Source organism: Qipengyuania algicola, assembly GCF_042492175.1.
GTDB lineage: Bacteria > Pseudomonadota > Alphaproteobacteria > Sphingomonadales > Sphingomonadaceae > CAJXSN01.
The window spans coordinates 92,373-110,056 of the sequence record NZ_CP170453.1; the positions used below are offsets into that span (position 1 = coordinate 92,373).

Annotated in this window: 19 protein-coding genes, 1 tRNA gene and 1 other RNA gene; 9 read left to right on the plus strand and 12 right to left on the minus strand. The window is 62.6% G+C overall.

Going from position 1 to position 17,684, the window contains the following annotated elements:
- Nucleotides 1-64: 64 nt before the first annotated feature.
- An RNA gene (gene ffs, locus ACFCW2_RS00470) (signal recognition particle sRNA small type) lies at nucleotides 65-159 on the minus strand.
- A gap of 79 nt (nucleotides 160-238) precedes the next feature.
- On the opposite strand from ffs, the gene ACFCW2_RS00475 reads away from it, so the two are divergent.
- Nucleotides 239-739: a hypothetical protein gene (locus tag ACFCW2_RS00475; protein WP_379547354.1), complete on the plus strand. Its 501-nt coding sequence runs from the start codon at nucleotides 239-241 to the stop codon at nucleotides 737-739.
- Between the two features lie 13 nt (nucleotides 740-752).
- Here ACFCW2_RS00475 and ACFCW2_RS00480 read toward each other — a convergent pair whose 3' ends face one another.
- The 3 genes from ACFCW2_RS00480 to ACFCW2_RS00490 all read right to left on the minus strand — a co-directional run bounded on the left by ACFCW2_RS00480 (nucleotide 753) and on the right by ACFCW2_RS00490 (nucleotide 4,633).
- Nucleotides 753-1,031, minus strand: coding sequence for an ETC complex I subunit (locus ACFCW2_RS00480; protein WP_379547355.1), 279 nt, complete (start codon nucleotides 1,029-1,031; stop codon nucleotides 753-755).
- A 117-nt stretch (nucleotides 1,032-1,148) separates the two neighbouring features.
- Nucleotides 1,149-3,578: an ATP-dependent helicase HrpB gene (gene hrpB, locus ACFCW2_RS00485; RefSeq protein ID WP_379547356.1), complete on the minus strand. Its 2,430-nt coding sequence runs from the start codon at nucleotides 3,576-3,578 to the stop codon at nucleotides 1,149-1,151.
- A 32-nt stretch (nucleotides 3,579-3,610) separates the two neighbouring features.
- Complete coding sequence (locus ACFCW2_RS00490; protein ID WP_379548898.1) at nucleotides 3,611-4,633, minus strand: polyprenyl synthetase family protein; 1,023 nt, start codon at nucleotides 4,631-4,633, stop codon at nucleotides 3,611-3,613.
- A 68-nt stretch (nucleotides 4,634-4,701) separates the two neighbouring features.
- Here ACFCW2_RS00490 and ACFCW2_RS00495 point away from each other — a divergent pair, with 68 nt between their 5' ends.
- Both ACFCW2_RS00495 and ACFCW2_RS00500 read left to right on the plus strand, forming a co-directional pair.
- A complete protein-coding gene (locus ACFCW2_RS00495; protein ID WP_379547357.1) occupies nucleotides 4,702-5,019 on the plus strand; it encodes a chorismate mutase in 318 nt (105 codons plus the stop codon).
- Between the two features lie 158 nt (nucleotides 5,020-5,177).
- Nucleotides 5,178-5,390: a hypothetical protein gene (locus tag ACFCW2_RS00500; protein ID WP_379547358.1), complete on the plus strand. Its 213-nt coding sequence runs from the start codon at nucleotides 5,178-5,180 to the stop codon at nucleotides 5,388-5,390.
- A 180-nt stretch (nucleotides 5,391-5,570) separates the two neighbouring features.
- Here the strand turns inward: ACFCW2_RS00500 and ACFCW2_RS00505 are convergent, their stop codons facing one another.
- The 4 genes from ACFCW2_RS00505 to ACFCW2_RS00520 all read right to left on the minus strand — a co-directional run bounded on the left by ACFCW2_RS00505 (nucleotide 5,571) and on the right by ACFCW2_RS00520 (nucleotide 8,975).
- Nucleotides 5,571-7,037: a sensor histidine kinase gene (locus ACFCW2_RS00505; protein ID WP_379547359.1), complete on the minus strand. Its 1,467-nt coding sequence runs from the start codon at nucleotides 7,035-7,037 to the stop codon at nucleotides 5,571-5,573.
- Nucleotide 7,038: 1 nt separating this feature from the next.
- Nucleotides 7,039-7,716 carry a response regulator transcription factor gene (locus ACFCW2_RS00510; protein WP_379547361.1) on the minus strand — a complete coding sequence of 226 codons (678 nt, stop codon included), beginning with the start codon at nucleotides 7,714-7,716 and terminating at the stop codon, nucleotides 7,039-7,041.
- Between the two features lie 109 nt (nucleotides 7,717-7,825).
- On the minus strand, nucleotides 7,826-8,128 hold the full coding sequence (locus ACFCW2_RS00515) for a hypothetical protein (protein ID WP_379547363.1): 303 nt from the start codon (nucleotides 8,126-8,128) through the stop codon (nucleotides 7,826-7,828).
- Between the two features lie 79 nt (nucleotides 8,129-8,207).
- Nucleotides 8,208-8,975: an SIMPL domain-containing protein gene (locus ACFCW2_RS00520; RefSeq protein ID WP_379547364.1), complete on the minus strand. Its 768-nt coding sequence runs from the start codon at nucleotides 8,973-8,975 to the stop codon at nucleotides 8,208-8,210.
- A 105-nt stretch (nucleotides 8,976-9,080) separates the two neighbouring features.
- On the opposite strand from ACFCW2_RS00520, the gene ACFCW2_RS00525 reads away from it, so the two are divergent.
- The 3 genes from ACFCW2_RS00525 (at nucleotide 9,081) to ACFCW2_RS00535 (ending at nucleotide 11,887) form a co-directional block, all read left to right on the plus strand.
- On the plus strand, nucleotides 9,081-10,895 hold the full coding sequence (locus ACFCW2_RS00525; protein ID WP_379547365.1) for an ABC-F family ATP-binding cassette domain-containing protein: 1,815 nt from the start codon (nucleotides 9,081-9,083) through the stop codon (nucleotides 10,893-10,895).
- Nucleotides 10,892-11,470: a uracil-DNA glycosylase family protein gene (locus ACFCW2_RS00530; RefSeq protein ID WP_379547366.1), complete on the plus strand. Its 579-nt coding sequence runs from the start codon at nucleotides 10,892-10,894 to the stop codon at nucleotides 11,468-11,470. The genes ACFCW2_RS00525 and ACFCW2_RS00530 overlap by 4 nt, the downstream gene beginning before the upstream one ends.
- Nucleotides 11,471-11,533: 63 nt before the next feature.
- Nucleotides 11,534-11,887: a SnoaL-like domain-containing protein gene (locus ACFCW2_RS00535; RefSeq protein ID WP_379547367.1), complete on the plus strand. Its 354-nt coding sequence runs from the start codon at nucleotides 11,534-11,536 to the stop codon at nucleotides 11,885-11,887.
- A 9-nt stretch (nucleotides 11,888-11,896) separates the two neighbouring features.
- Here the strand turns inward: ACFCW2_RS00535 and ACFCW2_RS00540 are convergent, their stop codons facing one another.
- Nucleotides 11,897-12,379: a DUF6456 domain-containing protein gene (locus ACFCW2_RS00540; RefSeq protein ID WP_379547369.1), complete on the minus strand. Its 483-nt coding sequence runs from the start codon at nucleotides 12,377-12,379 to the stop codon at nucleotides 11,897-11,899.
- A 102-nt stretch (nucleotides 12,380-12,481) separates the two neighbouring features.
- On the opposite strand from ACFCW2_RS00540, the gene ACFCW2_RS00545 reads away from it, so the two are divergent.
- Together ACFCW2_RS00545 and ACFCW2_RS00550 are read left to right on the plus strand one after the other, a co-directional pair.
- On the plus strand, nucleotides 12,482-13,054 hold the full coding sequence (locus ACFCW2_RS00545; RefSeq protein WP_379547371.1) for a helix-turn-helix domain-containing protein: 573 nt from the start codon (nucleotides 12,482-12,484) through the stop codon (nucleotides 13,052-13,054).
- Nucleotides 13,055-13,065: 11 nt separating this feature from the next.
- Nucleotides 13,066-14,256: a glycosyltransferase gene (locus ACFCW2_RS00550; protein ID WP_379547372.1), complete on the plus strand. Its 1,191-nt coding sequence runs from the start codon at nucleotides 13,066-13,068 to the stop codon at nucleotides 14,254-14,256.
- Between the two features lie 35 nt (nucleotides 14,257-14,291).
- Here ACFCW2_RS00550 and secF read toward each other — a convergent pair whose 3' ends face one another.
- The 3 genes from secF to yajC are packed head-to-tail and all read right to left on the minus strand — an operon-like array spanning nucleotide 14,292 to nucleotide 17,228.
- Nucleotides 14,292-15,275 (minus strand): protein translocase subunit SecF, encoded by a 984-nt coding sequence (gene secF, locus ACFCW2_RS00555; protein ID WP_379547373.1) that lies wholly within the window; start codon nucleotides 15,273-15,275, stop codon nucleotides 14,292-14,294.
- Nucleotides 15,276-15,288: 13 nt separating this feature from the next.
- On the minus strand, nucleotides 15,289-16,887 hold the full coding sequence (secD, locus tag ACFCW2_RS00560; protein ID WP_379547374.1) for a protein translocase subunit SecD: 1,599 nt from the start codon (nucleotides 16,885-16,887) through the stop codon (nucleotides 15,289-15,291).
- A 17-nt stretch (nucleotides 16,888-16,904) separates the two neighbouring features.
- On the minus strand, nucleotides 16,905-17,228 hold the full coding sequence (yajC, locus tag ACFCW2_RS00565; protein ID WP_379547376.1) for a preprotein translocase subunit YajC: 324 nt from the start codon (nucleotides 17,226-17,228) through the stop codon (nucleotides 16,905-16,907).
- A gap of 221 nt (nucleotides 17,229-17,449) precedes the next feature.
- Here yajC and ACFCW2_RS00570 point away from each other — a divergent pair.
- Nucleotides 17,450-17,526, plus strand: a tRNA-Pro gene (locus tag ACFCW2_RS00570).
- The last annotated feature ends 158 nt before the right edge of the window (nucleotides 17,527-17,684 follow it).

Genomic DNA, 17,684 nt, shown 5'->3' on the forward strand with positions numbered 1-17,684 from the left:
CGATCATGCCCTGCTACCCTATCGGGTGGCTGGGAGGGGGCGCGGGCCGGTACCGAATTGTATAGAAAAAGGAGCCGAGCGACCCGCCGCAATTCACCTGGGCTGCTTCCTTCCGGACCTGACCCGGTGAGCGAACGCAAACGTCCACCCGACTCCCGTGGCCCATATGGGGCGATGACGGTTCATTGGCAAGACATGACGCGCACCCTAAGAACCACGCAACAATCGAGGGGTCGCAATGCGCAAAATTTCCGCAGCTCTTTCAATCATATGCCTCACCATCGGGACCATTCCGCTGACCGCGCAAAGCAACCGGGTAATCATCGATTTCGGTGATGATTCGGGCTTGTATGCCGATGATGGCGATTGTGACGATCCGCGTTTCGAAGGGCGCAAAATGGGCGCGGGGTTGCTGACCGACAATATCGGCCGCGATGCTAGCGATTGCCGCGCGCTGTTCATGCAGGGACGGGTAACCCTCTCCCCGCTGTTCGCCCCGCTGACCGATCCGGCTGACATCAATTACGGCGATGACGACGGCGAATACGCCAATGATGGCGAGTGCGACGACATCAGGTTCACCCGGCCAGATGCCAGTGAAGTGCTCTATATGGCCGACGATATCGGCCATGATGCGACCGATTGCCGCACCGCTGTCGAGGCCGGATTGTCGCAGTGGCAGGGCAATTCCATTAGAATGGAACAGCAGTACATGTTTCAAGAAGAAATGAGCGAATAGTCGGCGCGCAGCTCTATCGGAAATTATCGGCGTAGGCCTGCAGCTTAAGCGATTTGGGCGGCGTCGCGTGCACGCGGGCGGCAATCCCGTGCTTTTCGGCATACGCCTTCGCCGCATCCTTGCTTTCGAACGACAGAACCACCTGCGCCTGCGTATCGCCGCTGCCGGTCCAGCCCATCAGCGGATCCGCCTGGCGCGCCTCGCTCTGCTCGAATTCGAGCACCCACTCATCAATGCGCGCCTTGCCGGACTGCATCGCGGATTTCGGTCGTTGGTAAATTCTTGCGGCCATTTTTTGTCTGGTCCCTCAATCGCCGGGCGGCGGGCCTCCGCCCGCCTTGGCTTCCTCGCATCAGCTCGGGCGCGCGGTCGCGCTTGCGGCCCGCGATGCGTGCCGTCCGCCTCTAATTCAGCCCTGCCCCTTTGAAAAGGCGTTCTTCGTCTTCAGGCTCGGCTTTTCCGCCCATGGTTCGTCGGGCCAGCGATGTTTCGGGTATCGGCCTTTCATATCCTTGCGCACATCGGCCCAGCTGCCGCGCCAGAAGGCGGGCAGGTCGCGGGTCGCTTGCACCGGGCGGCCTGCTGGGCTGGTCAGCTTGAGCAATAGCGGGGTGGAGCCGATCATCGGATGGCGGTCCACCCCAAACATCGCCTGCACGCGCACTTCCACCGCAGGAGCATCATCGCCGGTGTAGTCGATCGCGTGGCTCGTGCCTGCGGCGGAGGTGAATTGCTGCGGGGCTAGCGTTTTGAGCTTGCTCTGCGTGTCCCAATCGAGCTGACCCAGCACTGCATCCGTCACCGCCCGTCCGGACAGATCGAGATTGCGTTTTCCGAGCAGCAGCGGAGCCAGCCAAAGATCAACAGTCTTTTTCAGATGCTCCACGGAAAGCTCTGGAATTCCGACATATTTTCCCCGCGCCAGAAGTTCGGCCGGGACGATTGCCGCGATGTTCTCGCGCGCTGCCTCGAGCAGACAGGCGGCAACCGCATCGGGGTCCGGTGCTTCGTCCGATCCGCTTTTCATCACGATCGCGCCAAGCCGCGCTTCGCGCCGCGCCTCGATACGCTTTTCCTTGGTATTCCAACGGACTGATCGTTTCTCTTCGATCAAATGCCCAAGATGCGCTTCCAGCTCCTGCGCATCCAGTTCGATGCCCGAGGTTATACGAGCGCCCTGTGCATGGCCCTGTGCATCGCCGATCACGATCCACTCCGCGCGGGCCAACGGCGACACCGGATCCAGCCGATAGCCACGCCCGCCCGCCGAGAGCCATTCCTCACCCGAAGCATTGCGTCGGCGCGCGATGAAATCGGGCCGGGCGGCTGCGAGGAACAAAGCCGGACTGCGATGCTCCGCCTCACGTGCCGTCGCCAGACGCTCCGCTGCTTTCGCCCATCTCTGGGCCAGTTGCCGCGTGGCCTGCGCCCGCTTTCCGCGATCGGCATTCCACGCGCTCAATCGCCGCCACAGATCCTCGCTTCGTCCGCCGAGGCCGCGTTCCTGCTGCAACAGGACCAGCTTGGCCGCCTCCACCGCCTGCCCTGCCCGCGCGCCCGCCAGCACAGCCGCAGCCGATGCCGGATCGAGCGGGAGTTTGGCAAGGTCTTTCCCGGCAGGCGTGATGCGCCCGGCATCATCCAGCGCGCCCAGTTTCGCCAAGCGATCCCGCGCGGAGGCAAGCGAAGCCAGCGGCGGCGGATCGAGCCAGGGCAGAGCAGATGGATCGCCCGCACCCCAATTGGCCAGCGTCAGCAGCAGGGGTGCCACATCGGCGGTCTCGATATCGGGCGGCGAGTAAGCTGGCCGCCCCGCATGGCCCGCCTCGTTCCACAGGCGATAGGCGATCCCCGGACCCTGCCGCGCAGCGCGCCCCGCCCGCTGGTCCGCCGATGCCTGGCTGGCACAGACAGTTTCCAGCCGCGTCGCACCGCCTACGGGATCGAAAAAAGCCTGCCGCGACAAGCCGCTATCGACCACGACCGAGACACCGTCGAGCGTCAGCGAAGTCTCGGCAATGGCGCTCGCAAGCACAATCCGGCGGCGGCCCTGCGGGTCGCGCTGGATGGCATGACGCTGCGCCGCCGGTTCCACCTGTCCGTGCAAGGGGAGGATCGGCGTATCGATGAACACCGCCTCGAGCCGTTCCTGCACCCGCGCGATCTCCCGCAAACCGGGCAGGAACGCCAGTATATCGCCCCCGGTATCCGCCCACGCCGTGCGGATGGCTGACGTCATGGCGTCTTCAATGCGCTGCGAAGGATCCGCGCCAAGCCATTCGATTTCCAGAGGAAAGCTGCGCCCCTCGCTTTCCAGTACCGGCGTCTCTTCGCCCAGAAGCCGGGCAAACCGCGCCCCGTCAATTGTCGCCGACATGACCAGAATGCGCAGATCGGGACGGAGAATTTGCTGGGTCTCGATTGCCAAAGCCAGCCCCAGATCGCTGTCGAGGTTGCGCTCATGCGCTTCATCGAACAGCACCGCGCTGACACCTTTCAGCTCCGGATCATCGGCAATCCGGTTGACGAAAATCGCCTCGGTAAGCACCGTGACGCGGGTGGCAGAGCTTCGCTTTGTGTCGAGGCGTGTCGTATAACCGACTGTTTTTCCGACACTCTCTCCGGCATTCTGCGCCATACGCTCGGCTGCCGCACGGGCTGCCACCCTGCGCGGACTAAGGAGCAATATCTCGCGCCCGCACCATTCTTCACTGAGCAGCGCAGGCGCGATTGCCGTGGTCTTGCCCGCTCCCGGCGGAGCGACGAGCACCGCGCCATTGCCGGACCGCATCGCATCGAGCAGATCGGGAAGAACAGCGTGGACAGGAAGCTGGCTCACAGCACCCTCCTCTCTCAAACCGTCGTCCGGAATCAATAGCCCCGCGAGACTGCGAACTGGGCGGCCTCGACCATAGCCGCGCGGGCCTCTCCATCGGGAAAGATCGACAGGCTGTCGGCGGCCTGCTGGGCAAAGTGGCGCGCCCGCTCGCGCGTCGCCTCGACCGCGCCATGGCGGCCAATCAGCTCGATCGCATGATCCAGATCGGCATCCGACGTCCGGTGGCCGCCAATCGCCGCTTCCCAGAACTTGCGTTCCTCCGCATCGCCCCGCGCATAAGCCAGGATCACCGGCAGGGTCATCTTGCCCTCGCGGAAATCATCCCCGCGATCCTTGCCCATCTGTGCGGCATCCGCATCGTAATCCAGCGCATCGTCGATCAGCTGAAAGGCCACGCCCAGATTGCGTCCATAATCGTCGAGCGCCTGTTCCTGCGCCTCGTCGCATTCGGCGACGACGGCCGATATCCGGCTGGCAGCGGCGAAAAGAGCGGCGGTTTTCGCGCCGATGATGTGGAGATACTTCGCCTCGCTCGTGGCAATCCGGCGCTGGGCGGATAGCTGGGCGACTTCCCCTTCCGCAATCACGGCACTGGCGGACGACAGAATCTTCAGAACCTTCAGGCTTCCGTCCTCGGTCATCAGCTCGAACGAGCGGCTGAAAAGGAAATCGCCAACCAGCACGGTGGCGGGGTTGCCGAAGATGATATTGGCCGCAGCCTTCCCGCGCCGCAGCTCGCTGCCATCGACCACATCGTCATGCAGCAAAGTCGCCGTGTGAATGAACTCGACGGCAGCGGCCAATTTGTAGTGACGCGTGCCCTGATACCCGACAAGCTCTGCCCCGGAGAGCGTGAGCATCGGGCGCAGACGCTTCCCGCCGCCCGCAATCAAATGCCCGGCAAGGCGAGGTATGAGCGGAATCTCGCTCTGCATCCGGTCCAGAATGACCGAATTCACCGCATTCATGCCCGACGCCGTGAGCGCCAGCATGGGGTCGAGAGACGGCTGCGGAGCTTCGGGCCCCTTGGGGAAAGTCAGGATGTCTGCGCTCATCGTGGCAATGTTCATGCGGCGTGCCCGCGCGCTTGGCAAGGAACGAATTGCTGCTAGCTAAGAGGGATATGAGCAATCACGATGCACCCGCCCCGCTGCCTACGGATGAGGACACAGTCCTTGTGACGTATCGCCGTTCGATCGATAATATCGACGCGGCCCTTATCCATATGCTCGCGGAACGGTTCCGAATCACACAGGCTGTGGGCGACTACAAAGCGAAAGCAGCGCTTCCGCCAGCCGATCCGGATCGCGAGAAGCGACAGGTCCAGAGATTGCGCGCGCTGGCCGAGGAAGCGCATCTCGACCCCGAATTTTCGGAGAAATTTCTGCGCTTCATTATCGACGAAGTGATTCGGCATCACGAACAGGCGCGGTCCAAATGAGGCGCCGGACTGCCCCGCTATGTGGCAAAAACGCCGCAAATCATCGCGCATCGCCGCTGAATCGCCACATTTCACCCCGCCTCGCCCCATTTTCTGTTGCAAGTGCGAAGGCCGCGCCATATCAGGATATGCAGATTTAGACATACGGAGACAAAAGAATGAAATTTGGTAAGCTCACTGCAGTCCTCGCCGCTGGCACCCTCGCGGTCGCCCCGATCGCGGCACAGGCCACGGTAGCTGATCGTTCTGCTCCGATCAGCGGCGAAAGCGAAGCTGGTGGCAAGGCTGGTGCGATCCTCGCACTGTTCGGTGTTCTGGCTCTGGCGATTGCCATTGGTGCCGGCGGCGACGACGAGCCGATCAGCAACTAATCGGCTGACGCCTTTGAATTTTTAAAAGGGGTCCCTCACGGGGCCCCTTTTTTTGTTTGAATTCCAGATTGGCCTGTTGGCTCTTGACCGGTGCTCCAGCGAAGAACTCCAGATCGACTGACGCATTTTGGAAAGGGCTGGAAGAGGTGGAACAGGCCACGCGGCTGTTACCGACCAAATCTAGTCCGGTCGAAGCTGCTCCGCCCGTGGCAGAACCAGCCGGACCAGCAGCCCGCCAAGGTCCTCGCTTTCGCCGAGAGTGACAGTGCCGCCGTAGATCTCTGCCACATCCCGCACGATCGCGAGACCGAGACCGGTGCCGGGTTTGCCCGTATCCAGCCGCGCGCCCCGGTCGAAAATGCGGATGCGCTCCTCTTCGGGAATGCCCATTCCGTCATCCTCGACCCAGATCACGCACGGATCGGTGCCGCTGCCATCGCTTTCCGCATCGAGCGTCACGAACACACTCCCGCCGCCATACTTGGCTGCGTTTTCGATCAGATTCCCAAGGATTTCATCGAGATCCTGCCGCTCGATCGCAACCAGTAGATCGGTCGGCCCATCGATATCGAAGCGGACATGAGCGTAAAGCCGCTCGACCGCGCGCTGCACCGCCGCTGCGCTGTCGTTCAATGATGTGCGGGCCAGACCCGTGGCCCGCCGCCCCACTGCCCTCGCCCGCGCAAGGTGGTGATCGACATGGCGGCGCATTGTCCGCGCCTCGCGAATGACTGTGTCCGCCAGATCGTCGGCGTGGGCCGTCGCCGCATTGTTCACTACGGTCAGCGGAGTTTTCAGCGCATGGGCGAGATTGCCCGCATGGGTGCGCGCTTCCTCTGCCTGCCGCTCGGAATGTGCGAGCAAGGCGTTCAATTCCTGCACCAGCGGCTGAACTTCGTAGGGCAGCGGATCGGTGACCCGGTTGGTGCCGGTGGTGCGGATACGCTGGATCGCCTCGCGCACGCGGCGCAAGGGGCGCAGGCCGAAATAGCTTTGCAGCGCTGCGAGAATCAGCAGGCCGATGGCCAGCACTGCGAAACTCCAGAAGAGAATAGAGCGGATGCGGGCGATCTGCGCATCCAGTTCCTCGCGCGCGGATGCGACTGCGAAGGTCCAGCTGGTATCACTGCCGGGCAGGATGACGCTGCGCTCCACCATACGCAGCGGTTCGTCGGAGAACTGGCTGCTATTGTAGAACTCGGCCTCGTCCCCGGGGCGTTGCTCGCGCACCTGCAGGGTTCGATCCCACAGCGAACGGCTCGGCCAATCATCATGGCCATCGCCGCTGATCTGCCAATAAAGCCCGCTATTGGGCTCAAGAAACCGTTGATCGCCAAGCGGACGGTAGAGCAGAACTTCCCCATCCGGTCCGATTTCGGAGGACGCGATCAGCGCTGTCTGCACGTATTCCAGCTGATCATCGAAATTGCGCTCCACCAGCGCAACCAGCGTCCGGTCCAGCGCAAAGCCGCCGCTCAGCAACAGTATGCTGATCCACACGGCGGAGATTACCATCATCCGCCGGGCCAGACTGCCCGTATGCGGTGTGGTGCGCTCTTCTATGTCATCGCCGGTCGCGCCGGGCTCATCGCCAGTGCCTGCCTCGCCCGCGCCCAATGATGCGCTTATGCGATCAGGCGCATTCATATCAGGCTCTGGGCGCGTCGGCAGGATCGTCGAGGCTGTAGCCAAGGCCGCGAATAGTGGTGATGACTTCTGCGCCCAGCTTCTTGCGGATGCGCGTCACGAACACTTCGATCGTGTTCGAATCGCGGTCGAAATCCTGATCGTAAATATGCTCGATCAGTTCGGTGCGGCTGACCACCTTGCCCTTGTGGTGGATCAGATAGCTCAGCAGCTTGTACTCCTGCGCCGTCAGCTTCACCGGCTCGCCCTTCAGCGTGACACGGCCGCTGCGAGTATCCAGCCGGACATCGCCCGCCATCAGCTCGCTGGAAGTGTTGCCCGAAGCACGGCGGATGAGCGCGCGCAGACGGGCGATCAGTTCTTCGGTCTGGAACGGCTTGGCGAGATAATCGTCCGCGCCTGCATCCAGACCGGCCACCTTGTCGGACCAGCTGTCGCGCGCTGTCAGGACCAGCACGGGAAAGTCGCGGCCTTCCTTGCGCCACATGCCCAGCACAGTCAGCCCGTCGATTTCCGGCAAGCCCAGATCGAGGATCACGGCGTCGTAATTCTCGGTCGAGCCGAGAAAATGTCCGTCCTCCCCATCGGTGGACAGATCAACAGCATACCCGTTTTGCTCCAGCGTGCTTTTCAGCTGCTGGCCCAGAGTGGGTTCGTCTTCGACAATCAGAATGCGCATGGTCGCTCAAAGCCCCCTATAATATGGCGTGCCTTGTGGCGCGTAAGCCCGCGCTGCGTCAATGCGCGACGCGGTTTCTGCGCAGTTTCGTGGTTCACCGGGATGCGGCTCAGTTGGAGCGGCGCAGCACCCGGCCGGTGCGCGCATCCACATCGACGAAAGTGACCTTACCCTTGCGGATGAATTTCAGGCGATAGGCGACCGCCGTCGAATCGTAAGCCGGGCCGAGATATTCCGCCCCGCGCATGGTCGGCAGGATGCGGCGCTCGATCTCTCGAAGCGACAGCACGTTGCCGGCCCGCATTTCCTTGCGAGCCTCGTCCTGCGGTTTGCGTTGCTGCGCCTCTGCCGGAGCAGAAAAGCCCGTTAAAGCAAGCGTGGCAGCGGCCAGAGAGAGAAGTGCTGTTTTCATTACGCTTCCAGTATTAGGACGAAACCATTGAACACGCCGTGAATATGCGCGGTGCGGATTGTTCAGCCGGGCAGGCTTGTCAGCCGACAACCGGTGCGCCGATCATTTCATACGTTACCGATACCGATACGCCTGTGCCGACCATACCCGGCTCGATGGGCGGCGGCGGAGCGGCAGCATCGGCCATGCGCGAGGCGGTCACCATGATCGCCTCACCGCGCGGCGCGCTGTTGCGAATGGTTTCGGAGATTTGCAAGATGCGAACGCCAGAATATCCCGCCATCTGTGCATAAGCCTCTGCCCGCGCCTGCGCGCTGGCCATCGCCCGGCCGCGCGCTTCGTCCTTTGCAGCCGTGTCATCTTCGACCGAGAAACTGGGGCCGTTAATGTCGGTAGCACCCGCGGATACGAGCGCGTCGAGCACTTCGCCTGCCCGCTCAATCTCGCGCAGCCGCAGGCTCACCCGGTTCGATGCCTGATAGCCGCGGAACACCTGTTTTTGGCTACTGCGGTCGTAGTCATAGCGCGCATTGAGATTGATGCCGGTCGTCTGGATATCGCGCGCATCGATGCCCAGCGCCTTGATCAGGTCCACCACGCGGCGCATCTCCGCCGAATTGCGCCGCAGGGCTTCCACCGCTGTGGGCGCTTCGGTCGATACGCCCGCACCCAGTGTGACGATATCGGGGGCCACTTCGACCTGCTCGTACACGCTCAGTTCGATCACGGGATTGGTGGCGGTAATTTCCACCGTTGCTGCTGCCAGAGGGCTGGTCATCGCGGCAAAAGGCAGGCTGGCGGCAATCAATCCAGCGCGGATCGAAGGGCGGAATGTGGGGCGAAACATGGGCGTTCTCCTGTGTGTCTATGGCAGCCAAGCTGGGCCACTGGCGCTTACACCTGGCTGAACCGGCTTGCTGTCATCCGCCGCCACCCCTACCTGCCCCCCATCATGGCGCAACCACCGATACTCTCCTGGGAAGGATTAGGCCTGCAGCAGGGCGGCCGCTGGCTGTTGGGCGGGCCGGAGCGTGAGAATATCGATCTGCATATCGGCCCGCGCGACCGACTGGCGCTAATCGGGCGCAATGGCGCAGGCAAAACTACGCTGTTCCGCCTGATCGAGGGTGTGCTGGAGGCCGATCAGGGCATTCGCAAGGTAAAGGCAAACACGCAGATCGTCGTGCTGGAGCAAGACCCCGATATGACAGGGTTTGCCACGCTGATGGATTTCGCGCTGTCCGGTGATAGCCCTCCGGAAGAATACGCGGTCGAAGCCATTGCCGGTCAGCTCGGCATCGACATGACCACGCCTGCCCCCGGTGCCAGCGGCGGCGAGCGTCGCCGCGCGGCCATTGCCCGCGCGCTGGCGCAGGACCCCGATCTGTTGCTGATGGACGAACCGACCAACCATCTGGACCTGAGCGCCATCGAATGGCTGGAAGGCTGGCTGGAGCGCTACACCGGCGCGTTTGTGGTCATCAGTCATGACCGGACGTTCCTGAAACGCCTGACCCGCGCGACGCTGTGGCTTGATCGCGGGATCGTCCGGCGCAAGGAAGTCGGCTTTGGCGGATACGAGGCATGGGAAGAGCAGGTCTATGCCGAAGAAGCCCGCATGGCCGAGCGGATGGACGTCAAGCTGAAACAGGAAGCGCGCTGGCTGGAGCGCGGTGTGACCGCCCGGCGCAAGCGTAATCAGGGCCGGTTGGAAGCGCTTTGGAAACTGCGCGCCACCCGCGCCGCAATGATCGACACATCGGGCACGGCGAAGCTGAAGCTGACGGTGGAAGAAGACTTCAAGAGCAAGTCCGTCATCGTGGCGAAGGATATCGCCAAGACCTATGACGGGCGCGCTGTCATCAAGCCGTTTTCGCTCCGCATCCAGCGGGGCGACCGGATCGGGATCGTCGGATCAAACGGCGCGGGCAAAACGACCTTGCTCAAGATGCTGACCGGAGAGCTGGAGCCCGACAGTGGTTCGGTGGAAATCTCCAAGAAACTGACCGGCGTGATGATCGACCAGCAGCGCAGCATGATGGAGCCCGATAGAACCGTCCGCGATATTCTGGCCGAGGGTGGCGACTGGATCGACGTGCAGGGCAATCGCAAGCATGTGCAGGCCCATTTGAAGGATTTCCTGTTCGACCCGAAAATCGTCGATACCAAGGTCGGTATTCTGTCAGGCGGCGAGAAATCGCGCCTGCTGCTCGCCCGTGAATTTGCCGCGAAGTCCAATCTTCTGGTGCTGGACGAGCCGACCAACGATCTCGATCTGGAAACGCTCGATTTGCTGCAGGAAGTGATCGCGGATTACGAAGGAACCGTGCTGATCGTCAGCCATGATCGCGATTTTCTGGACAAGACCGTCACCGTTACGCTCGGCCTCGATGGCAGCGGATCGGTGGATGTGGTCGCTGGCGGTTACGAGGATTGGGAGCGCAAGCGGCAGACCCGGGTGATCGGCAAATCGCGCGCGGGCAAATCGGAGCCTGTTCAGACCAGTGCGCCGCCCCCTCCCCCGCCGCCCCGCGCAGACAAGCTCTCCTTCAACGAGCAGCGCGATTACGATCTGCTGCCTGCCCGGATCGAGGAACTGGAAAGCGCCATCACTCGCGGCGAGCAGATCCTGTCCGACCCCGACCTGTTCACCAAGGATCCGCAGAAATTCGCGAATATCTCGAAGGGCTTGGAGAATGCCCGCGCTGAAAAAGACGCTGCGGAGGAACGCTGGCTGGAACTGGCAGAACGGGTGGAGAGCGCGTGAGCCTGCAGGCGGAGATTGCAGCCTGCACTGTGTGCGCCAGCGCCCTACCCCACGGTGTGCGCCCAGTGGTCTCCTTCTCCTCCACCGCGCGCCTGCTGATCATCGGTCAGGCTCCCGGATCGAAGGTCCACGCCAGCGGCATCCCGTGGGATGACGCCAGCGGGGATCGCCTGCGCGAATGGACCGGCCTGACCAAAGCGCAGATGTACGATCCGGCGCAGGTTGCTCTGGTGCCGATGGGCTTCTGCTATCCGGGCAAGGCATCGGGCGGCGACAATCCGCCACGCCCGGAATGCGCGCCATTATGGCATGAGCGCGTGCTTGCATCGCTGCCGCAAGACCGGCTGACGCTGCTCGTCGGCACATATGCGCAGGCGTATTATCTGCCCGAAACGCGCCGGTGGACGCTCACTGACCGGGTGCAGGCCTACCGTGACTTCCTGCCCGGCGTCCTCCCTCTGCCGCATCCGGCATGGCGCAGCACAATCTTCATGCGCAAAAACCCTTGGTTCGAAGGTGAGGCGCTGCCGGAGCTCCGACGGCAGGTTGCGCGCAAATTGCGCCATGTGGGCTAATCTCCCCCGTCATGAAATTGCCGCCTTCTTTGGCTAAAATCTTACGCTTGAGAGGAGAGCATTATGTCTGTTGAAACCGTCGCACAGGAATTCACCAAGGCCGTCGCCGAGGACAATGCGGAAGGCTATCAATCCCACTGGTCCGACGATATCGTCAGCATCGAGCCGGGCGATGGCCCGATGTCACGCTGTCAGGGCCGCGAAGCGCTGCTCCAGAAGCACGCCTGGTGGTTCGAGAACACCGAGGTGCACGACACCACCACCGAGGGCCCGTTTGTCACCGGCAACCAGTTCGCTGTGCATTACGGGATGGACGTCACCATGGATGGCGAGCGCAGCCAGATGAAGGAAGTCGGCATCTATACGGTCGAGAACGACAAGATCGTCGAGGAGCGGTTCTTCTATCCCGAAGGCTAAGCGCTTCCCTCAGCGGATGCGGTAGTAATCGGCCACCCGGTCAAGCGCGAGCTTGAGCACCAGCTTGCCCGACCGTGTGGGCCAATCGAGCGCCTTTTCGGCCAGCGAGAGGCTTTCGCCCGCGCATACGACGCGCCACAGAATGTCGGCCAGCCCGCTGCCCGCCTGCGCCAAAGCCTCGTCGAAGCGGCGCTTGGCCGAAATCTGGCGCTCGGTCGGGGTCAGGCCCGCCTCGCCGCCCTTCACCCGCACCGGATCCCAGCGCATGGTGACGCTCGGCCCTAATTGCGCCCGCTCGTAATCTGCCCTCAGTCGCTCGCCTGCATCGAACAGCCGGTCCTCCAGATGCCCGCGCGAATGCAGCCAGGCCAGCGGCGACTCGCTGGCATTGACCGTGACTGTCCGGCGGGCGCGGCCCGCGCGAGGCGCGGCACCGCCTCCACGCGCCGGGCCCTCGGACGTCAGTGCGCGTTCGACGAGGTTCTGCGGCAATGCTGTTCTCCTGAAGAATAACCAATATGGCGAATCGCGACTTGCCAAAGTGCGCATCGTGTAGGAAAGTGTTTTCTCACCATTGCGGTTCAGGGACGTACTATGATTAATCGTATCAGAGCCATCCGGAAGGATCGCGGGCTTACTCTCGCTCAGCTTGCCGCCGCCTGCGAACCGCCGACAACTGCCCAAACGATTGGCCGGCTGGAAACAGGGATGCGGAATGTCTCGCTGAAATGGATGGAGCGGATAGCAGCCGCGCTGGAAGTCGATCCGGAAACGCTCGTCCGCTCGGACAATGTGGATCATCCGCAGATCATCGCCAGCCTCGGCGCGAGCGGCCCGGAAGCGCTGGCCAAGCCTCTGGATGCGATACTGCCCTCCGATCTGGCCGGTGAAGGCGTGCTCACCGTGATGAATGTGGAGGTTGCGAGCGGCGCCTATTTGCCCGGTGACCAGATCTGGCTGCGTCAGGTCGATCCATCGGAAGCGGCGCGCGCCATCAATCGCGATGTGCTCGTGCCCCGCCCCGGTGGCCGTTTCGCCTTTGGCCGGTTGATCGACCGGCAGGGCAGCATGGTCGGCCTGTTGCCGCCCGGCATGGGCCAGAAACAGCAGGTGGTGGATGATCCGCCATGGATCGCAGTGTGCGAGATGCTGGTGCGCCGCCTGTGAGCGCCGGTAACATGAAGCGCGTTCTCTCGCTTTGCACGCTCTATCCCAATGCCGCTCGCCCGCGCTTCGGGACATTCGTCGCGCGGTCTCTCGAGGCTTTGGCAGCGCACGGCGATTGGGATGTGACCGTGATCAATCCCATTGGCGTGCCTCCTGTCCTGTTCGGCGAATATACCGCGCTGGCCGATGCTGCTGTCGACGGGGATGAGCACGGCGTCCATGTGCGCCGCCCCACTTTCACGCTTCTGCCCAAGATCGGCGGGAGATTGAACCCGTCCATGATCGCGCGGTCCGTCTTGCCTCTGGCAAAGCGCCTGCATGCCGAGCGGCCCTTCGATATTGTCGATGCGCAGTTCTTTTATCCGGACGGGCCTGCTGCAGCGACCATCGCCGAGGCACTCGGGCTGCCCCTGTCGATCAAGGCGCGCGGGGCGGACATCCATTTCTGGGGCGCAAAACCCTATGCCAATCGCGCGATGCGCAGCGCGAGTGCGCAGGCGGGCGGGCTGCTCGCTGTTTGCGAAGCGCTTGCGGACGACATGGCGGGCATCGGCCTCCCGCTTGAAAAGATCACCATCCACTACACGGGGCTCGACCGCGACAAGTTTCGCCCGCTCAATCACACCAAACTGCGCGACAGGCTTTCGGATGAATTGGGCCTACCCCTGTCAGGCGATGCGCCCATTCTCGCCACCGTGGGCGCGTTGATCCAGCGCAAGGGGCAAGTGTTTGTGATCGAAGCACTGGCCTCTATTCCCGATGCGCAATTGCTGCTGGTGGGCAAGGGAGAGGATGAGGCTTCCCTGCGCGCTCTGGCGAAGGAACACGGCGTCGCCGACCGCGTCCATTTCCTCGGCCTGCTCGATCACGATCTCCTGCCGCTGGTTCTCTCGGCGGCCAACATCATGGTCCTGCCCTCGGCCAGCGAGGGGCTCGCCAATGCCTGGGTCGAGGCGCTGGCCTGCGGAACGCCGCTGGTCATCACCGATGCTGGCGGCGCACGCGAGCTGGTGACGGAAAAAGCGGCGGGCAGAATTGTCGAGCGCAACGCCGGGGCGATAGCATCAGCTATCCGCGCCGTTCTGGCCGATCCGCCGGACAGAAACGCCACCGTCGCCATGGCCGAGCAGTTCGACTGGCGCGTGAACGGCGCGAAGCTGGGCGAATATTACGACGTGCTGGTCGCGGCGCATAAGGCCTGATCTAATGGGTCTAACCGACCGGGCCTGATCGCTGCCTAGGCGGTTTCGCCCCGCGCAATCTTCTCCTGCCGGTCGGCCTCGGTTTCCTGCGGCACGAAGCTGTCGCTCGACACACCCAGCCAGATCAGGATCGGCGCGGCCATATAGACCGAGCTGTAGGTCCCGACGAAGAGGCCCAGCACAATCGCCGCGACCAGTCCGAACAGGCTGGCAGGGCCGAAGAACAGCAACGGCAGCAAGGCCACCAGCAGCGTCAGCGAGGTCATCACCGTGCGCGCCAGCGTCTCATTCACCGACAGATCGAGCAGTTCGGGCATCGGCATCTTGCGGAACTTTTTCAGGTTCTCGCGGATGCGGTCATACACCACGATCGTGTCGTTCAGCGAATAACCGATGATCGCCAGAATCGCAGCGATGATCTGCAGGCTGAATTCCATCTGGAACAGCGCAAACATGCCCAGCGCCAGCGAAACGTCATGCGCCAGAGCGAACAGCGCCCCGACCCCGAATTGCCATTCGAACCGGATCCAGATGTAGAGCGCAATCGCCACCATTGCCGCGAGCAAAGCCCAGACAGCGGCCGAGCGGAACTCACCCGAAACCTTGCCCGATACCGAGTCCACCCCGTCGATCCGCACCTGCGGGTGATCCTCTTTCAGCGTATCGGTGATGTCCCGAGTCAACCGGTCGGCAAACTCCTTGTCGCCCTCGGCCTCGGGCGGCAGCTTCACGCGGATCGAGACCTCGTTCTCTGCTCCAAAGCGCTGGACCACGGGATCGCCAACATTTTTGATCGAGGTCAATGACTCGCGGATTTCGGGGATCGGCGCAGAAGCCTCGCCCACGAAGGTCGCACGGATTTCCTGACCGCCGGCAAAATCGACCCCGTAATTGAGGCCCTTGGTCAGCACGAGGCCCCAGCTCGCGGCCATCAGCAGCAGGCTGACGACGTAGAACGGTATCCGCCATTTCAGGAATTTGATGTTGGTGTCGTCAGGGACGAGTTTGAGAAGTTTCATCGCGCGCGTTCCCTTAAATATACAGCTCTGACGGACGCTTGGCCCGCAGCCATCCGGCCACCCACATCCGCGTCAGCACCACGGCGGTGAACACGCTGGTGAACAGGCCGATGATCAGAACGACAGCAAAGCCGCGAATCGGACCGGAGCCGAACAGGAACAGCAGCACGCCGGCAATGAAGTTGGTGATGTTGGCATCATAAATCGCCCGGCTGGCTTCTTTATAGCCGTTCTCGACTGCCGCCACGACCCGCCTGCCACGTCTGCGCTCCTCGCGGATACGCTCGTTGATCAGCACATTGGCATCCACCGCCGCGCCGATTGTCAGCACGAACCCGGCGATCCCCGGCAGGGTCAGCGTCGTATTCAGCACGGCCATGATTCCGAGGATCATCAATACGTTAAAGATCAAAGCTATGGTCGCGTAGACCCCGAAACGGCCATAGGTCAGCATCATTAGGCCGATCACCAGCGCCGAGCCCAGCGCCATGGCCAGCATGCCGCGCCGGATCGAGTCCGCACCCAGATCGGGGCCGACCGTCCGCTCCTCGACCACGGCCAAGTCCACCGGCAACGCGCCAGAGCGCAGCGAGATCGACAGGGCATTGGCGCTTTCGGCCGTGAAACTGCCTGAGATTTGCGCGCTACCACCCAGAATTGGTTCATTAATATTGGGCGCAGACAAGACTTCGCCATCGAGAATAATCGCGAATGGCTTGTTCACATTCTGCGTCGTGAGCTGGGCGAAGCGCTGCCCTCCCTGCTGGTCGAATGTGATGTTCACGACATTCTGCTGGTTCTGGGAATCGATGCCCGCCTGCGCATTGATCAGATTGTCGCCCTGAATCCCGCCAAGCCGCCGCACAGCAATGGACGTGCCCTGCTGCGGAGTGCCCTCGGCAAACGGGAAAATCTGACTGCCGGGAGGCGCAATGCCCTGTTCGATATCGGTCGGCAGCGCCGACTGGTCGACCAGCTTGAACTCCAGTTTTGCCGTCTGGCCCAACAAGTCCTTCAGCTGATCGGGATCCTGCAGACCGGGCACCTGCACCACGATGCGGGTATCGCCCTGCCGAATGATTGTCGGCTCGCGCGTGCCCAGCTCGTCGATACGCTTGCGAACCACCTCGGTGGCGCTGTCCATCGCCTGCGTAATCGCCGTTTCCAGCCCGGCGGCGGTTTGCGTCAGCACCATGCGGGAGGAATCGACGACCGTCAGTTCCCATTCCTGCACCAGCCCATCGCCATTCATCAGCGGGGTGAGCAATTCGCGGGCACGGTCGATATCGCTGCTGTTCTCCAGCATGAACGACAGCTGCCCCTCGCCCGTCGAGACATCGCCGATACGGATACGCGGCTCGGCATCGCGCAGCACGCCGCGCACGCCCTCTTCCATATTCTCCAGCCGCTGGGCCGCCACCTGATCGGGCTCGGCCTCAAGCAGGATGTGGCTCCCGCCGGCGAGGTCCAGGCCCAGATTGACAGTCGGGTTCGGCAGTGCCTCGGGCCACGTAACACCGGTGGACGACAGCACGGAAGGCATAGCCGCGAGGCAACACAGCGCGGTGATGCCCCACAGCCAGATCTTCTTCCAACGCGGAAATTCGAGCATTGTGTTCTAAGCCCCGATCAATCGTTCGCAGGCTTGGCACCCGCTGGCGGGATCACATCGCCAATCGTTGCCTTCACCGCTTTGACGCGGGTGCCGCCGCCGAGATCGATATCGGCGTAATCATCGTCCACTTTGACGACCTTGCCGACCAGCCCGCCTGCGGTGACGACCTGATCGCCTTTCTTGATGCCGGCGACCTTGGCCTGATGCTCCTTCTGCCGCTTCATTTGCGGGCGGATGATCAGGAACCAGAAGATCAGGCCCATGCCGATAAGCGGCAGAAACTGGACCCATGCAGGCGGCGCTTCAGCGCTGGCCGCGGCGGCGAGAATATCGAGCATGAAATTGGTATCCGGTACCGGTTGTTATGACGCGTATCTCGGGCGCGTCCTGACGACAATCGTCGCCTAGTGCACCCTTTCGCCGCGCGCCTAGCAAGATTGCCATGGCGGGGCAATGAATTGCGAAAGGGTGCCGGCAAGCCAACACCGCCGTGTTCACGCAGCGCGAAGGATACTTGCCACCGGAATGGCACAACCCTATAGGCGCGCCTTCCACTGATCGGGACGTAGCGCAGTCTGGTAGCGCACCACACTGGGGGTGTGGGGGTCGTAGGTTCGAATCCTATCGTCCCGACCAGTGGACTTTCCTCACATCGCCATTTGCCATGGAAACGCACGCTTTTGCGGGGCCGAGAGCGCGCGCCAGGCACGATTCTGCATATCCTGACATTTCGTTGACGGACGAGAAAATACCGGGTCGAAACGTACGCAATCCCCCTGACCGCGCTGTTTACA

Excerpts from the sequence above, each read along its gene's own strand:
- ACFCW2_RS00475 (WP_379547354.1), top strand. The coding sequence starts at position 239 with ATGCGCAAAATTTCCGCAGCTCTTTCAATCATATGCCTCACCATCGGG.
- ACFCW2_RS00480 (WP_379547355.1), bottom strand. The coding sequence starts at position 1,031 with ATGGCCGCAAGAATTTACCAACGACCGAAATCCGCGATGCAGTCCGGC.
- ACFCW2_RS00490 (WP_379548898.1), bottom strand. The coding sequence starts at position 4,633 with ATGAGCGCAGACATCCTGACTTTCCCCAAGGGGCCCGAAGCTCCGCAG.
- ACFCW2_RS00495 (WP_379547357.1), top strand. The coding sequence starts at position 4,702 with ATGAGCAATCACGATGCACCCGCCCCGCTGCCTACGGATGAGGACACA.
- ACFCW2_RS00500 (WP_379547358.1), top strand. The coding sequence starts at position 5,178 with ATGAAATTTGGTAAGCTCACTGCAGTCCTCGCCGCTGGCACCCTCGCG.
- ACFCW2_RS00505 (WP_379547359.1), bottom strand. The coding sequence starts at position 7,037 with ATGAATGCGCCTGATCGCATAAGCGCATCATTGGGCGCGGGCGAGGCA.
- ACFCW2_RS00510 (WP_379547361.1), bottom strand. The coding sequence starts at position 7,716 with ATGCGCATTCTGATTGTCGAAGACGAACCCACTCTGGGCCAGCAGCTG.
- ACFCW2_RS00515 (WP_379547363.1), bottom strand. The coding sequence starts at position 8,128 with ATGAAAACAGCACTTCTCTCTCTGGCCGCTGCCACGCTTGCTTTAACG.
- ACFCW2_RS00520 (WP_379547364.1), bottom strand. The coding sequence starts at position 8,975 with ATGTTTCGCCCCACATTCCGCCCTTCGATCCGCGCTGGATTGATTGCC.
- ACFCW2_RS00525 (WP_379547365.1), top strand. The coding sequence starts at position 9,081 with ATGGCGCAACCACCGATACTCTCCTGGGAAGGATTAGGCCTGCAGCAG.
- ACFCW2_RS00535 (WP_379547367.1), top strand. The coding sequence starts at position 11,534 with ATGTCTGTTGAAACCGTCGCACAGGAATTCACCAAGGCCGTCGCCGAG.
- ACFCW2_RS00545 (WP_379547371.1), top strand. The coding sequence starts at position 12,482 with ATGATTAATCGTATCAGAGCCATCCGGAAGGATCGCGGGCTTACTCTC.
- ACFCW2_RS00550 (WP_379547372.1), top strand. The coding sequence starts at position 13,066 with ATGAAGCGCGTTCTCTCGCTTTGCACGCTCTATCCCAATGCCGCTCGC.
- secF (WP_379547373.1), bottom strand. The coding sequence starts at position 15,275 with ATGAAACTTCTCAAACTCGTCCCTGACGACACCAACATCAAATTCCTG.
- secD (WP_379547374.1), bottom strand. The coding sequence starts at position 16,887 with ATGCTCGAATTTCCGCGTTGGAAGAAGATCTGGCTGTGGGGCATCACC.
- yajC (WP_379547376.1), bottom strand. The coding sequence starts at position 17,228 with ATGCTCGATATTCTCGCCGCCGCGGCCAGCGCTGAAGCGCCGCCTGCA.